The sequence below is a fragment of the Pseudomonas sp. IT-P44 genome (assembly GCF_949768225.1).
In the GTDB taxonomy this organism is placed as follows: Bacteria; Pseudomonadota; Gammaproteobacteria; order Pseudomonadales; family Pseudomonadaceae; genus Aquipseudomonas; species Aquipseudomonas migulae.
Map to the genome: position 1 here is coordinate 1 of NZ_CATKQM010000044.1, position 14,108 is coordinate 14,108.

14 protein-coding genes are annotated in these 14,108 nt (G+C 61.7%); 4 read left to right on the forward strand and 10 right to left on the reverse strand.

From position 1 onward, the window contains the following. Window positions 1-49 precede the first annotated feature (49 nt). Window positions 50-358 carry a hypothetical protein gene (locus ACM6IO_RS21250; RefSeq protein ID WP_414912188.1) on the forward strand — a complete coding sequence of 103 codons (309 nt, stop codon included), beginning with the start codon at window positions 50-52 and terminating at the stop codon, window positions 356-358. On the opposite strand, the gene ACM6IO_RS21255 is transcribed toward ACM6IO_RS21250, so the two are convergent. Further along, window positions 342-1,616 (reverse strand): glucarate dehydratase family protein, encoded by a 1,275-nt coding sequence (locus tag ACM6IO_RS21255; RefSeq protein WP_414912175.1) that lies wholly within the window; start codon window positions 1,614-1,616, stop codon window positions 342-344. The two genes, ACM6IO_RS21250 and ACM6IO_RS21255, sit on opposite strands and share 17 nt — an antisense overlap. Next, window positions 1,613-3,010 carry an MFS transporter gene (locus ACM6IO_RS21260; RefSeq protein WP_414912176.1) on the reverse strand — a complete coding sequence of 466 codons (1,398 nt, stop codon included), beginning with the start codon at window positions 3,008-3,010 and terminating at the stop codon, window positions 1,613-1,615. The genes ACM6IO_RS21255 and ACM6IO_RS21260 overlap by 4 nt, the downstream gene beginning before the upstream one ends. A 107-nt stretch (window positions 3,011-3,117) precedes the next feature. Here ACM6IO_RS21260 and ACM6IO_RS21265 point away from each other — a divergent pair, with 107 nt between their 5' ends. Both ACM6IO_RS21265 and ACM6IO_RS21270 read left to right on the forward strand, forming a co-directional pair. Next, complete coding sequence (locus ACM6IO_RS21265) at window positions 3,118-4,020, forward strand: LysR substrate-binding domain-containing protein (RefSeq protein WP_414912177.1); 903 nt, start codon at window positions 3,118-3,120, stop codon at window positions 4,018-4,020. 318 nt (window positions 4,021-4,338) lie between these two features. Then, a complete protein-coding gene (locus tag ACM6IO_RS21270) occupies window positions 4,339-5,199 on the forward strand; it encodes a CAP domain-containing protein (RefSeq protein ID WP_008036363.1) in 861 nt (286 codons plus the stop codon). Between the two features lie 30 nt (window positions 5,200-5,229). On the opposite strand, the gene ACM6IO_RS21275 is transcribed toward ACM6IO_RS21270, so the two are convergent. Both ACM6IO_RS21275 and ACM6IO_RS21280 read right to left on the reverse strand, forming a co-directional pair. Beyond that, window positions 5,230-5,862 (reverse strand): glutaminyl-peptide cyclotransferase, encoded by a 633-nt coding sequence (locus ACM6IO_RS21275; protein WP_223553802.1) that lies wholly within the window; start codon window positions 5,860-5,862, stop codon window positions 5,230-5,232. A 35-nt stretch (window positions 5,863-5,897) separates the two neighbouring features. Continuing rightward, a complete protein-coding gene (locus tag ACM6IO_RS21280) occupies window positions 5,898-7,118 on the reverse strand; it encodes a helix-turn-helix domain-containing protein (RefSeq protein ID WP_414912178.1) in 1,221 nt (406 codons plus the stop codon). Window positions 7,119-7,344: 226 nt separating this feature from the next. On the opposite strand from ACM6IO_RS21280, the gene ACM6IO_RS21285 reads away from it, so the two are divergent. After that, on the forward strand, window positions 7,345-7,623 hold the full coding sequence (locus tag ACM6IO_RS21285; protein WP_008036366.1) for a Rho-binding antiterminator: 279 nt from the start codon (window positions 7,345-7,347) through the stop codon (window positions 7,621-7,623). 101 nt (window positions 7,624-7,724) lie between these two features. Here the strand turns inward: ACM6IO_RS21285 and ACM6IO_RS21290 are convergent, their stop codons facing one another. The 6 genes from ACM6IO_RS21290 to ACM6IO_RS21315 form a co-directional block, all read right to left on the reverse strand. Next, the gene (locus ACM6IO_RS21290) at window positions 7,725-7,925 is read right to left on the reverse strand and encodes a YbdD/YjiX family protein (protein WP_008033844.1); all 201 of its coding nucleotides are present in this window, start codon (window positions 7,923-7,925) and stop codon (window positions 7,725-7,727) included. Between the two features lie 125 nt (window positions 7,926-8,050). Beyond that, the gene (locus ACM6IO_RS21295) at window positions 8,051-9,295 is read right to left on the reverse strand and encodes a dihydrolipoyllysine-residue acetyltransferase (protein ID WP_414912179.1); all 1,245 of its coding nucleotides are present in this window, start codon (window positions 9,293-9,295) and stop codon (window positions 8,051-8,053) included. A gap of 40 nt (window positions 9,296-9,335) precedes the next feature. Continuing rightward, on the reverse strand, window positions 9,336-12,035 hold the full coding sequence (gene mdeB, locus ACM6IO_RS21300) for an alpha-ketoglutarate dehydrogenase (RefSeq protein WP_223553793.1): 2,700 nt from the start codon (window positions 12,033-12,035) through the stop codon (window positions 9,336-9,338). Next, complete coding sequence (locus ACM6IO_RS21305) at window positions 12,032-12,451, reverse strand: hypothetical protein (RefSeq protein ID WP_414912180.1); 420 nt, start codon at window positions 12,449-12,451, stop codon at window positions 12,032-12,034. The genes mdeB and ACM6IO_RS21305 overlap by 4 nt, the downstream gene beginning before the upstream one ends. 52 nt (window positions 12,452-12,503) lie before the next feature. Continuing rightward, on the reverse strand, window positions 12,504-12,953 hold the full coding sequence (locus tag ACM6IO_RS21310; RefSeq protein WP_414912181.1) for a transketolase: 450 nt from the start codon (window positions 12,951-12,953) through the stop codon (window positions 12,504-12,506). Between the two features lie 130 nt (window positions 12,954-13,083). Further along, entirely contained in the window at window positions 13,084-14,100 is a 1,017-nt protein-coding gene (locus tag ACM6IO_RS21315; protein ID WP_008045265.1) for a 1-aminocyclopropane-1-carboxylate deaminase, read from the reverse strand. Window positions 14,101-14,108 lie beyond the last annotated feature (8 nt).

Consider the following 14,108-nt stretch of genomic DNA (forward strand, 5'->3'; position numbering starts at 1 on the left):
TACAGGGGGTGTCGTTGCCGATTTTTTATCTGAGCCACCGGAGACACCTGTGCCACCGTTGACCACCCGCGAGATTTACCAGCTATTGCGCGATGCCGCCCTGGAGGTTCGTCCCCTGCGACTGTTAGGCGAACCTTCCGCATCCGGTCTGGTGCAAGTCGACATCGAGGGTTGGCAGCTGACCCTCGACATCAACGACAACCACTTGCGCCGCTGCCAACGCTGCCTGAGCCCGGACGGCCGCGAGGGCCTGTTCGACAATTGGCAACGTTACGGCACCGACCCGGTCAGTCTGCTCAGCACCTGGGAACTGGCACAGATTGAACGCCTGCTGACCGAGTTCAAAAACGCGGTTTGACCGCCTTCCAGTCCGGTTTGTAACGCTGCATCTGCTTTACGTCATCGCGCTGGCGGATGCCGCAGGTCAGGTATTGGTCATGCAGCTTGCCCAGTTGATCGTGATCCAGTTCAAGACCCAACCCCGGGGCGCGAGTGATTTTCACGCAGCCATCGACGATCGGCAGCTTGCCGCCCTTGATCACCTCTTCATCCGGCTCCTGCCACGGGTAATGCGTGTCGCAGGCGTAATCCAGATTGGGCACCGCGGCCGCAACATGCGCCATCGCCATCAGGCTGATGCCCAGGTGCGAGTTGGAGTGCATCGACACGCCAAGACCAAAGGTGTCGCACATTTTCGCCAGCGCCTGCGTGTCGCGCAGCCCGCCCCAGTAATGGTGATCGGCGAGGACAATCTGCACGCTGTTCAACGCCACGCTACGCCGGAACTCGTCGAAATCGGTGACCACCATGTTGGTCGCCAGTGGCAGCCCGGTGCGTTTGTGCAGCTCGGCCATGCCGTCGAGGCCCGGTGTCGGGTCTTCGTAATATTGCAGGTCATCGCCCAGCAATTCAGCCATGCGAATCGACGTTTCCAATGACCAGTTGCCATTCGGGTCAATGCGCAACGGGTAATCGGGGAAGGCCTTTTTCAGCGCCTTGATGCACGACACCTCGTGCTCCGGCGGCAGCGTGCCGGCCTTGAGTTTGATGCTCTTGAAACCGTAGGCCTCGATCATCCGCCGTGCCTGGGCAACGATCTGCTCTTCGTTCAGCGCCTCGCCCCAATTGTCCGGTTTGTAGGGTGAATCGACATGCTGCGCGTACTTGAAAAACAGGTAGGCGCTGAACGGAATCTCGTCGCGAATCGCCCCGCCCAGCAAGTCCACCAACGGCACGTTCAACGAATGCGCCTGCAAATCCAGGAACGCCACTTCGAACGCCGAATACGCATTGCTCACTGCTTTGCTGGCATGGGAGCCCGGTGCCAGTTCCGCGCCGGCAATGCTCGCCGGTTTGTTCGCCGCCACGGTAGCCTGGACGATGCGCCGCAGTTGATTGAGGTCGAACGGGTCGAGACCGATCAATTGCGATTGCAGTTGCTGCTGGATCAACAGCGCCGGCGCATCGCCGTAACTTTCACCGAGACCGATGTAGCCATTGTCGCTCTCGATCTCGATGATCGAACGCAGCGCGAACGGCTCGTGAATCCCGCTGGCGTTGAGCAGCGGCGGATCACGGAAAGCGATGGGGGTGACGGTGACTCGTTTGATTTTCAAGAGGCTGCTCCCTTTGGACCTGAGCTCAAGGCTTGATGACTGACTGATTTTTCTGACGCTGCGATGTCGCTAGGTTGGCCGCTCAACACGCGAATGGGATCACCACGCGGGGCGGTGCGGGCAAAGAAGATCACCACCGCCGCCACCAGCGAGGTGGCCGCCAGCCCGTAGAGACCGCCCTCGATGGAGCCGGTTTTTTGTTCCAGGAAACCGAACGCTGTCGGGGCGACGAAGCCGCCGAGGTTGCCGATGGAATTGATCAAAGCGATCACCGCCGCAGCGATGCGCGCATCCAGATAGCCTTGCGGAATAGGCCAGAACAACGCCGAGGCGGCCTTGAAACCAATCGCGGCAAAACAGATGGCGACGAAGGCAAAGACCGGCCCGCCAGTGGTGGACATGAACATGCCGAATGCGGCGATCACCAGGGTCAAGGCGACCCAGGCCTGCTGGTATCTCCATTTGCTGGCCATGGCGGCGAAGCCGTACATCGCGACGATGGAAATGATCCACGGAATCGAGTTGAACAGGCCGACCTGGAAGTCGCCGAGGTTGCCCATTTTCTTGATCATGCTCGGCAGCCAGAACGTCGCGCCGTAGATGGTCAGGGCAATGGAAAAGTAGATGAAGCAGAACAGTGCGATCTGCCTGTCGGCGAGCAATTTGAACATCGACGGCTTGACCGTCTGCGTGGCTTCGCGGGCCTGCTGTTCGAGGGCGATGGCGCCCACCAGTGCGTCCTTTTCTTCCTCGCTCAGCCAATTCGCCTGGCGTGGATGGGACTGCAACCAGAACCAGACAAACCCGCAGAGCACGATCGAGGCGAAGCCTTCGATCAGGAACATCCACTGCCAGCCGTGCAGGCTGAAACCGCTGACGTGCAACAGCGCACCGGACACCGGCCCGGAAATCACCGAGGCAATGGCCGAGCCGCTGAGGAAGATCGCCATGGCCTTGCCGCGTTCGGTCGACGGCAACCATTGGGTGAAGTAATAAATGATGCCAGGGAAGAACCCTGCTTCGGCCGCACCGAGGATGAAGCGCAGCACATAGAAACTGGTTTCGCCGCGCACGAACGCCATGGCCATGGCCGCTGCGCCCCAGGTGAACATGATGCGCGTCAGCCAGGCGCGGGCGCCGTAGCGTTGCAGCAGCAGGTTGGAGGGGACTTCGAAGATTGCGTAACCGATGAAGAACAGCCCGGCACCGAGGCCATAGGCCGCGGCGCCAATGCCGAGGTCGGTTTCCATGTGACTGCGCACGAAGCCGATGTTGACCCGGTCGATGTAATTGACGATGAACATCACCACGAACAGCGGCAGCACATGGCGCTTCACCTTGGCCGCTGCGCGGGCGAGCACAGTTGGATCGGGCGGACTCTGGAGGGTATTCAAGGGGGCGACTCCCGTTCATTGTTTTTTTAGGGACGCGCCGATCATGGACGCCGACATTGATCCCGTCTAATCTAACTTGGCATTCGATTGATACCTGGATTAGATCAATGTTCGAACTGACCCAACTGCGCTGCTTCACCACGGTGGCCACCGAACTGAACTTCCGGCGCGCCGCCGAACGGTTGAACATGACCCAGCCGCCGCTCAGCCGACAGATTCAGCTGCTGGAACATCACCTGGGCGTCGAGCTGTTCACCCGCACCACCCGCAGCGTCGCCCTGACCGCCGCCGGCCGCGCCTTCTTCGTCGAAGCGCAGAACCTGCTCGAACGTGCCCAGCAAGCCGCCGCCACCGCCCGGCGTTTTGCCGAGGGCGATATCGGCACGGTCAACATCAGTTTTGTCGGCAGCGCGGTGTATGAATTCCTGCCCAAGGTCATCGCCGAAGCCCGCCTCAAGCAACCGCACGTGAAAATCGACCTGTCGGAGATGAATACCTACCAACAGCACGAAGCCCTGCGCGCCCGCCGCATCGACCTGGGGATCGTCCGCGCGCCGTTGCTGGAACCGGGATATGCCACCGAATGCCTGGTGCGCGAGCCGTTTGTCCTGGCCGTGCCCAGCCATCATCGATTGGCCAGCGCCGAAACCGTGTCGGTCAAAGACCTCGATGCACAACCGTTTCTAATGTACTCCCACGCCGCCTACCCACCGTTCAACGAACTGCTGACCGGCATGCTGCGTTCGGCCCGCGTCGCCCCGGAATACGTGCAGTGGCTGGGTTCGTCGCTGACCATTCTGGCGCTGGTCAACGCCGGCATGGGCCTGGCGCTGGTGCCGCGGTGCGCCAGCAGCGTGGTGTTCAAGAACGTGGTGTTTCGCGATATCGACCTGGGGGAAGGTGTGCAGAGCGAGTTGCATCTGATCTGGCGCGAGAACAATGACAACCCGGCGTTTGCCATGTTGCTGGAGGGGATTCGCACGGCTGTTCGTGAAGGCTGGGGGTTGTGAGGGCTGAGCTGATTTCGTCGGTGTTTGTGCTGCCGTCTTCGCGGGCAAGCCTCGCTCCTACGGGTTTGAGTTGAAACACAATTTTGTGAACGACACCAACCCTGTAGGAGCAAGGCTTGCCCGCGAAGGCGTCCGTAAAATCGCCATCGACTGCAATCCTTGCACCTGAAGATGTAGCGGTGAAGGTACGTCTGTCGGACACACGAAGTCGCCGGTAAATATGCACTCCTGCCCCGTGAACCTTGTTTCAACTCCCCAGTCTTACAGCGGCGCCAATTCCTCCCCTAACCGCTGCCATCTCTTCAGAGCTGTCCCTCCATGCGCCAAACCGCCCACGCCTTGCGCTTGACTTCGCTGTGCCTGTTTACCTTGCTTTCTATTACCACCCGCCCCGCCCACGCCGGCGCGGAACGGCAACTGGTGGAAGCTATCAACGATTACCGCGCCCACCCACAGCGCTGCGAGCGGCGTCCCGCCCAACGCTTGGCACCGCTGGCGCTGAAATCGAATCTGGCCTTGCCGGTCGGCTACGGCGGCGGCTTGCGGGACCGGTTGAAAGCATCCGGTTATCAGGCAGTGACCGTGCGTAGCCTGCGCGTGGTCGGCGCGCAGGATGCCGAAGAGGCCTTCGACCTGCTGCAGAGCGATTACTGCTCGGCATTGCTGGATAGCCAATACGCCGATATCGGCGTCAGCCGCAGCCGCAGCGAATGGCAAGTGGTGCTGGCGCGGCCGGTGCTGGACAGTCAAATGAACGACGCGCGAGCCGTCAGCAAGGCGTTGCTCGCCCAGGTCAACGCCGCGCGGGCAAAACCACGTCTCTGTGGGCGCCAGCGCTTTGCCGCCGCCCGGCCACTGGCCTGGAATGCCAGCCTCGGGGCAGCGGCACAGGGCCACAGCAAGGCAATGGCCTACGGAAATTACTTCGCACACCGCGATCCCGACGGCGATATGCCTGCCGACCGGGCGCGGGCTGCCGGATTCCGTGGCCGCCAAATCGGCGAAAACATCGCCGCAGGCCAAGGCTCACCGAGCAAGGCAATGGCAGGCTGGCTCGCCAGCCCCGGACATTGCGCCAACCTGATGAGCCCGTTGTTCACCCAAGTGGGAGCCGCCTACGCGACGGACGCGCGCAGTGACCAAGGGGTTTACTGGACGATGTTGTTTGGAGCGCCTTGAGGCCGGTCACACCATGGCCAGCGTGATGCGTCACGCTGGCCGCCGCACCGCCCTCACCTTCCCGCTGCCACCGCCGCCGCAGAAGAACTGATCGCCGCCATCGGACTCAAGGCCCGACACGCCGACTCCGGTCGGCATCTTGACGCTGTGCAGCACTTCCCCGGTTTTGGCATCCACGCGGCGCAGCTCGCTTTCATCCCCTTCCCACGTTCCATGCCACAGCTGCCCGTCCACCCAAGTCACGCCGGTAACGAAGCGGTTGGACTCGATCGTGCGCAAAATCGCGCCGGTCTCGGGGTCGATCTGGTGGATTTTCCGGTCGCGATAGCGGCCGACCCACAGCGTCCCCTCAGCCCAAGTCAGCCCGGAATCATTGCCGCCACCCGGTGCCGGGATGGTGTTGAGCACTTTGCCGGTCTGCGGGTCGATTTTCTGGATGCGGTCGGCGGCGATCTGGAACAGGTGCTGGCCGTCGAAGGCCGTGCCTGCATCGGCGCTGACGTCGATTGAACGCAGGGTCTTGCCGCTGGCCGGGTCGAGGGCGATGAGTTTTTCGCCACTGGCAAACCAGACGCGCTCACCGTCCCAGGTCACGCCATGCACGCTGTCGACACCGGCGAACGGGCCATATTCGCGGAGGATTTCTGCGGTTGAGTGTTTCATCTCGGTTACCTCTTCAGGGGTTCGTGGCGTTCATCCTAGTCACTCGGCAGTGGCGCCGGGAGTAACAAGGTCGTCGCGAAACCCGGTACCGGCGGGGTCATCCAGCGCCGCGCCCGGCCACGTCCGAATGGCTGCACTTTGCCGGCCGCCGCCAGCGCGTCGAGTGTGCGTTGCACCGTGCGCTGGCTGGTGTCGAGCGCCAATGCCAGTGCCGAACTCGACCAGGATTCGCCGTCGGCGAGCAAGGCAAACAGCGCCGCGTGTCGTTCTTCGACCGGTTGCGCCAACACCACTACGTCAGATGAAACCAGCGCCACCAGCGCAAACCCGCGTTGAGTGGCGATGACGCCCGCCAAGGGTTTCAGCGCCGCACGCAAGCGCCCGACTTCGACACGCAAGCGCGCTCGATGAGACTCGTCCGACAGCTTCAGGCGGAACGCCCGGCGGATCAGTGTTTCTCTCGATACGTCCGCCGGCCACGCTTCGGCCAACGCCCGAGCGAGGGTGAACAACACCGGGCGCCTGGCGAGGGAAACCGACATGCCAACGCCACGCACGGCATAACGGCAGGCGTCCACCACCAACGCGGTCGACCCGAGCACGGCTTCAACTTCATCCAGCCACAACGGCCGCTCTTCGCCATGGGCGATCAGGCGCGCTGCCGGGGAATTCAGGACGTTAACGGCGTTTTCGACTTCGCCGATAAGCGCCGGGATACCCGCCTCGCGTGCGACATGTTCGGCCCTCGCCAGGGCAAGCCGGGCTGTTTGCGATTGCAGGCGGCGGATGGCAATCCCCGCCACCACCAATTCATGGGCGGCGCGCAGCACCGGCGGCAACGTTGCGGGATCCAGCGCGGCCAACAGAACGTCCGCCTCGTCGAGCCGACCGATCAGCACCCATCGCCGAATCTGCAGATACCGCGCGTGAGCAGCGTTCACTCGATCCCCGTGGGCCTCAAGCGTCAGGCGTGCCGTTTCGAGCGCCTTCACTGGCCAGCCCAGGTCACGCGAAGCCAGCGCAATTTCGGCCTCGGCCACCACGCAGCGCGCCCGTGCCAACGGCTCTTTCGGCCCGAATGCGCGCGCGGCGCTTTTCACCAGCGCTTTCGCCCGAACCAGATCGCCGAGCTGCGCCATGGCGATGCCGCGCAACGCGAGCGCGGGCGCATCGTCACGCAACGCCACCCGGTCCAGCGCGCCAAGCGGATCACCCGCCGCGAGCGCCCGCGCTGCGGCTGTGATCAATGAGTCCATAAGAGTAGCGCCACGGTTGTCGCCCCTGCCGTTCGATAACCCTGGTTAGTCTAGTCACGCGGCAGCTGAGCACGGGGCGCGATTGTTTGCGTTTGTAAGGGCCTTATCGCCGGCAAGCCGGTCTCGCTCCCACAGGGATTGCGGGGCTTGCACAAAACAGGCGGGAGATTCTATGTTGCAGGCCAACCCTGCATCATCAAACGTCAAGATTGCCAGGAGTCATGCCATGAACACGTATCAGCCTTTGGATTGCGATCTGCACGACTATCTCGAGATTGCCTGCCTGCGCGGTTATCGACTGCATATCGAGTTGATGGATGGCACAAGCCTGACGGCCAAAGCGCTGACGACACGGACGTCCAGCGACAAAGAAGAGTTTCTCTGCGTTGAAACGGCAGGCGGCCCACAGGAGATCCGTCTGGATCAGCTGCTGGCCGTGACGCCGCTGGACGACAATGCGCAGTTTGGACGCGTGGTGCTTCAGGGCGCGAACTGCTCGTTCTAGCACTCGGTGTGCCGGCCCCTCAATTCGGCTCTGTGAAACGCAAAAAGCCCCGCCCTCTCAATGAGGACGAGGCTTTTCGGCAGCCGCCGTTCAATCGGCGTTCAGCAGCACCGCGTCGTGCAGCTGCGTTTGCCGTAGCGTGCTTCCTGACGCTCGCGAAAGAATGCTGAATAACTCATGACCGGCTGGTCCGGATGATTCAGCTTCATCTGCGCGACGTAGTTGTCGTAATCCGGAACGCCCACCATCAGGCGCGTGCTCTGGCTGAGGAACCTGGCGGCAAGCTGCAGTTTGCGGAACATGGCAAAAGCCTCTTTGTGGTGTTGGACGACCTCATCAAACCGCACTCATGTATCTGCATTGTGTCCGCGACCGGGGAATTTGTATGTTCAAGTGGCTGAACGAACCCGACAAACCTTCCCCCCGTTCACAGAACCAACCTGCGGTAATCCGCCAGCACACTGCTCAGATAGGCGTTGAAACGCCCCGCCGCCGCGCCATCGATCACGCGATGATCCCAACTCAGGCTCAACGGCAGCATGTTGCGCGTCACAACCTGCCCGCCCTCCAGCGCGAGTCGCTCCGTGCTTTTGCCCACCCCGAGAATCGCGACTTCCGGCGCATTGATGATCGGCGTGAAATACGTCCCGCCAATGCCGCCCAACGACGAGATCGAAAAGCAGCCGCCACTCATCTCGGCAGCGCTCAACTTGCCCGCCCGCGCCTTTTCAGCCAGCGCCGACATTTCCCGGGCAATCGCCAGCACCCCTTTCTGATCGACGTCCTTGATGACGGGGACGACCAACCCTTCGGGTGTATCAGCGGCAAAACCGATGTGGCAATAACCCTTCAACACCAATTCGTCGCCATTGAGGCTGGCATTGAACTCCGGGAATTTTTTCAACGCGCCTGCACAGGCTTTCATCAACAACGCCAGCAACGTCAACTTGACCCCGCTGCCGGCCTTTTCCTTGTTCACCTGCACGCGGAACTGTTCGAGTTGCGTGATATCCGCGTCGTCGTGATTGGTCACGTGGGGAATCATCAGCCAATTGCGATGCAGGTTGGCCCCGCTGATTTTGCGGATGCGCGACAGTGGCCGGGTTTCCACCGGCCCGTACTTGGCAAAATCCACCACCGGCCAGGGCAGCAATCCGCCCAACGGCTGGGCACGGGTTTCAGTTACTGTCAGTGCGCCTTTCACATGGGCCAACACGTCGTCCTTGGTGATGCGTCGACGCAGGCCAGTGCCCTGAATGGCCTTGAGCGAAACACCCAGTTCTCGAGAAAACTTGCGAACCGACGGCGATGCCAGCGGCAAGTCCGTTGGCGGATCAACCGCTTCGATGAGCAACCCTGGCGAGGCAATCGGCTGAGGCTCTATGAGCGTTGCAACGGGCTCGATGCGGGGTGCCGGCGCCGCCGATAGTCCTTCACTCTCGATAAAGGCAATCGGCGATCCCTCGCTGACTTTGTCATCCAGACTGACCACCAACGATTGCAACACACCCGTGTGCGGCGATGGAATTTCCATGGACGCCTTGTCCGTCTCGACAATGATCAGGGTCTGCCCTTCGACCACCGCATCGCCCGTCTTGACCGGTATTTCGATGACACCGACATCCTTGGCATCGCCGATGTCGGGCATACGCACTTCATGCACATTCTTCATGACCATTTCCTGAAAATTCGACTCGACCTGAAGCCCGGCTTCAAGCGTCCCAAGGTGCGATGGCGTCAACATCAATCCCGTAGCGCGCAATCGCTTCGGCACACACGCCGGCATCGAGGCGCCCGTCCTGAACCAGTGACGTCAGGGCGCTCAAGACGATCTGATGGCGGTCCACTTCGAAAAACGCGCGCAACCGGCTGCGGGTATCACTGCGGCCGAAACCGTCAGTGCCGAGCACCGTGTAACGCGCCGGCGCGTAGCTGGCGATCAGTTGGGGCAAGGCGCGCACGTAATCGGTGCTGGCAATGATCGGCGCCGCGTCGTTGAGCGATTCCTGAACGTGACTGCGCCGCGCCGGTTGTCCGGGATGCAGGCGGTTCCAGCGCTCCACCTCACGGGCCTCGCGGGCCAGTTCGGTGAAGCTGGTGACGCTCCAGACCTCGCTGTCGATGTTCCAGTCGCTGGCCAGCAGCTCGGCTGCCGCGATCACTTCAAGCAGGATCGCGCCGGAACCCAACAACTGAACGCTGCCGCGTGCGTCCTCGACTTCATGCCGGGCGAACAGGTACATGCCTTTGATAATTGCCTGTTCGACGCCCTCGGGCAGGTTGGGCTGCGGGTAGTTTTCGTTCATCAGCGTGACGTAGTAGAACTCGTCGACCTGACGTTCCAGCATCTGGCGCATGCCGTGATCGAGGATCACCGCAAACTCACCGGCGAACGCCGGATCGTAGGCCCGGCAGTTGGGCACCATCGCCGCCATCAGGTGACTGTTGCCGTCCTGGTGCTGCAAACCTTCGCCACCCAGCGTCGTGCGCCCCGCCGTGGCGCCGAGCAGAAACCCGCGGGCCCGCTGGTCCGCCGCCGCCCAGATCAGGTCGCCGATGCGCTGGAAGCCGAACATCGAGTAGTAGATGTAGAACGGCAACATCGGCAGGCCATGCACCGAATAGCTGGTCGCGGCAGCCACCCAGGAGCTGATCGCCCCGGCCTCGCTGATGCCCTCTTCGAGAATCTGCCCGTCGAGGGCTTCGCGATAACTCAGGATCGAACCGATGTCCTCCGGCTCATAACGCTGGCCCACGCTGGAATAAATCCCGATCTGCTTGAACAGGCTGGCCATGCCGAACGTGCGCGCTTCATCGGCCACGATCGGCACGATGCGCGGCCCCAACTGTTTATCCCGGAGCAAACCGCTGAGCATCCGCACAAACGCCATGGTGGTGGACATTTCCTTGCCTTCGGCGGCAATGGCGAACCCGGCGTAGCTGTTGACGTCGGGCACGGCCAAGGACGTCGACGTGGTGGGCCGCGACGGCATATAGCCGCCCAATGCCCGGCGACGTTCATGCAGGTAGCGCATTTCGGCGCTGTCGTCGTCGGGTTTAAAGAAGCTCAGCGAGGTCGCCTGTTCATCGGTCAACGGCAAATTGAAACGGTTACGGAAGGCGATCAACGCGTCCTTGTCGAGTTTCTTCTGCTGGTGCACGGTCATCTTGCCCTGCCCGGCATCGCCCATGCCGAAGCCTTTCTTGGTCTGCGCCAGAATCACCGTGGGTTTTCTGCCCTCGCGCATCGCGCTTTGGTAGGCGGCGAAAATCTTCACCACGTCGTGGCCACCGCGTTTGAGGCGGTCGATCTGTTCATCGGTCAGGCCCTGGGCCAGATGAGCCAGTGCTTCGTTCTGGCCAAAAAACTGATCGCGGTTGAAACGCCCGTCCTTGGCGGCGAACGTCTGGAACTGGCCATCGACCGTGGCGGACAGGGCCTTGACCAGCGCGCCGTCGTGATCCCGGGCAAACAGTCCGTCCCAGTCAGAGCCCCAGACCAGTTTGATGACGTTCCAGCCGGCCCCACCGAACAGCGCCTCCAGCTCGTCGATGATGCGACCGTTGCCCCGCACCGGACCGTCCAGACGCTGAAGGTTGCAGTTGACCACCCACACCAGATTATCCAGCCCTTCGCGTGCCGCCAGCGTCAGGGCCGACATGCTTTCCGGCTCATCCATTTCACCGTCGCCGAACACCCCCCAAACGGTGCGCCCGGCGGTGTCTTGCAAGCCGCGGTGTTCCAGGTAACGCATGAAACGCGCCTGGTAGATCGAGCTGATCGGACCGATGCCCATCGAGCCGGTCGGGAACTGCCAGAAGTCCGGCATCAACCACGGGTGCGGATAACTCGACAGGCCCCGGGCGCCATTGGCGCGCGCGCCGATCTCTTGCCGGTAATGCTGCAAGTCCTTCTCTTCGAGGCGGCCTTCCAGAAAAGCCCGTGCATAAACCCCCGGCGCCGAGTGCGGCTGGTAGAACACCAGATCGCCGCCGCTGGTTTCTGTGCGCGCCCTGAAGAAGTGGTTGAAACCCACCTCAAACAAATCGGCGGCGCTTGCGTAACTGGCGATGTGCCCGCCGAGTTCCCCGTAGGCCTGGTTGGCTCTCGCCACCATGACCAACGCGTTCCAGCGCATGATCGAGGCCAGGCGTTCTTCGAGCGCCAGATCCCCCGGGAACACCGGCTGCTGCTCAACGCTGATGGTATTGATGTAGGGCGTGCCGTGACGGGGCCGCCAATTCATCTCGCAGGTGCTGGCCAGTGTCACCAGCATGTCCATGATCTGCCGGGCCTGCCCGGCGCCGCCGTGGGCGATGACCGATAGCAAGGCATCGCGCCATTCAGCGATTTCCTCGGCATCTTCCGTGGTCTGGCCGGGTAACTGGGCATGAAGATCGGACGGGTTCATGGGCATCTCCTGCAAAAGGCTGATTCGGTATCAATGCGCGGTGGAGGGTTCGCTCGGGCCAGGCTTTTGACCTGCTCGACCGCTTCGATGACGGAGCGCTCGGTCCGGGCATCCCGGGCTATCGGGTAAATATTGATTCTGCGCTTGGGCAAATCGCGTAAAAAGCGCTTATCCAGTTCGCCAGCCACGACAAGGCAGTAATCACAGGTGGATGTGTGCGCTTCAAACATTCCAGCGGCCATCGGCGCGACATCAACCTGCATCAGTGCAATGTTTTCAAAACAACTGAAACTGTGGTGAATCAACTCTAGATGTTCACTGCCCAGTCCAGCAGTGATCACCACAATGCGCGTGCCACTTGAGGGCTCGCGCATCCATTTCCTGGCGTTATTACGACGGTCGGCAGATCGGCTCATAGGCGTTGCCTTTCTTATTGGGTGTGTTTGATTGAGCGGGCGAAGACATCCGCTAAATGACGTAGCGCTCCTGCAGCACGCTTTTCGCCAGACTCCGGGTCGCCAACAAAACGGCTTCCACCTGTCGATCCATCGCCGCATGGGTTGAGGCGACGGTTCCCAGGTCGACGACGCGCAGCGAGTGACCGCAGACGGATCCCAGCCAGGTCAGGCCCGGCACCGTGCCGACTTCGACGTCCAGCAAAAAACTGCTTTTGCACACGCCGCGCAGCAATTGGCGGGCATCGCACGCTTGCTCGGGGCCGGACCCGACCCGCAACCAGTCGAGCATCAATGCCCTGCATTGCTTGACGGCCAGGTAAGCCACCTGATCCCAGTCGTCGATGGCCACGTGCAGCTTATCGATCATGTATTTGGGCAACGCGGCACTGGTCACGATGACCACCCCGGCATCCGCCGAGGGTTCCTTGATCCAGACGGCGGATTGCGATATCGCATGCATGGCGCTACTCCTGGCGAATGAACGTTGTCCCCTTTCCTGTAGGAGCCGGCTTGCTGGCGATGGGGCCCGTGGGTTTTGCATCGATTTCAAGGCCGCCATCGCCAGCAAGCCGGCTCCTACAGGTTTGTGATCAGCCGTTACGGAACAGGAAGCTGTAGGCATTCAGCGCAGGCACCCCGCCCAAGTGTGCGTAAAGCACTTTCGAGCCTTCAGGGAACTCGCCACGGCGAACCATTTCGATCATCCCGTGCATGGATTTCCCTTCGTACACCGGGTCGGTCAGCACGCCTTCAAGTCTGCCGCACAGGCGGATGGCTTCCAGCGTACCGTCGTTGGGCAAGCCGTATTCCGGATAGGCGAACCGTGTGTCGAGCACCACATCCTCCTCGGTGATTTCGCGCCCCAGCTCCACCAGTTCAGCGGTGTGTCGGGCGATCCGCAGGATCTGCGCCTTGGTTTTTTCCGGTTTGGCCGAAGCGTCGATACCGATGACATTCTTCGAACGGCCGTCGGCGGCAAACCCGACCACCATGCCCGCCTGGGTGCTGCCGGTCACCGAGCAAACCACGATGTAATCGAACTTGAAGCCGAGTTCTTTTTCCTGCTGGCGGACTTCCTCGGCGAAACCGACGAAGCCGAGACCGCCATACGGATGCTCGGAACAGCCCGCCGGGATCGGAAACGGTTTGCCGCCGCGCTCCACCACATCGTTCATCGCCTTTTCCCAGCTGGGGCGAATGCCGATGTCGAACCCGGCGGCGTCCAGTCGTACATCCGCGCCCATGATGCGAGACATCTCGATGTTGCCAACGCGGTCATACACGGCATCGGAGTAGTTCACCCAGTTTTCCTGGACCAGCACGCACTTCATGCCCAGGTGTGCGGCAACGGCAGCGACCTGGCGGGTCTGGTTCGACTGGATCCCGCCAATGGACACGAGGGTGTCGCAGCCCTGCTCGATGGCTTCGGGAATCAGGTATTCAAGCTTGCGCGTCTTGTTGCCACCGAAGGCCAGGCCACTGTTGCAGTCTTCACGTTTGGCATACAGCTCGACCTTGCCGCCCAGGTGTTCGCTGAGGCGTTTCAAGGGGGTGATGGGAGATGGACCGAAGGTCAACGGATAGCGTTTGAAACGATTCAGGTTCATGACTCTGC